1 protein-coding gene is annotated in these 510 nt (G+C 32.7%); it reads left to right on the top strand.

Annotation, left to right across the window (positions count from 1 at the left end):
• Positions 1-380: 380 nt before the first annotated feature.
• The coding region (locus V7783_RS21165; protein ID WP_335680404.1) for a type II toxin-antitoxin system Phd/YefM family antitoxin at positions 381-510 on the top strand (130 nt) is incomplete at its 3' end.

Raw genomic sequence — 510 nt, 5'->3', positions numbered from 1 at the left:
AGCTGCATTGATAATACGTTTTCTAGTTTCTTGCTTTTTGTTTACTTTTGTCATTTCAATATCCAAACCTCTAAGAATATTAACATTATAACTATTACCTCTTATATAATATAGTAACCGTTATATTATATGTTAACAATTTTAAGGTACTTAACGTCTTAGTAACAAACTAAAAAAATACTGGGCCAAAATAGAGCGAAGCTAACGAGCCAATTCAAGGTGATGCCGAGCGCGAAAACTATGTATTGAAATTGCGAAAACTTCTAGTTTCAAATGTTGAGGCACGAAAACAGCAAACTGTTTTTTGTCCGTTTAATTGCCTTCTTATATTTTTAAAGCTAAAATGTACGACATTACCGTACATAAATAGTGAGCTAGTTATGAATAGCATAAGCGTAAACCAGTTTAGAGACAACTTAAAAACATATGTTGAACAAACAGTTAATGAGCATGAACCGATTAAAGTCACCCGACGCGCAGGTGAAGACTTTATTGTAATGAGTGCTGATG

This window comes from Pseudoalteromonas sp., assembly GCF_036960685.1.
Classification (GTDB): domain Bacteria; phylum Pseudomonadota; class Gammaproteobacteria; order Enterobacterales; family Alteromonadaceae; genus Pseudoalteromonas.
Note: the sequence above shows the minus strand (reverse complement) of the source record. Positions and strands in the feature narration are given on the sequence as shown.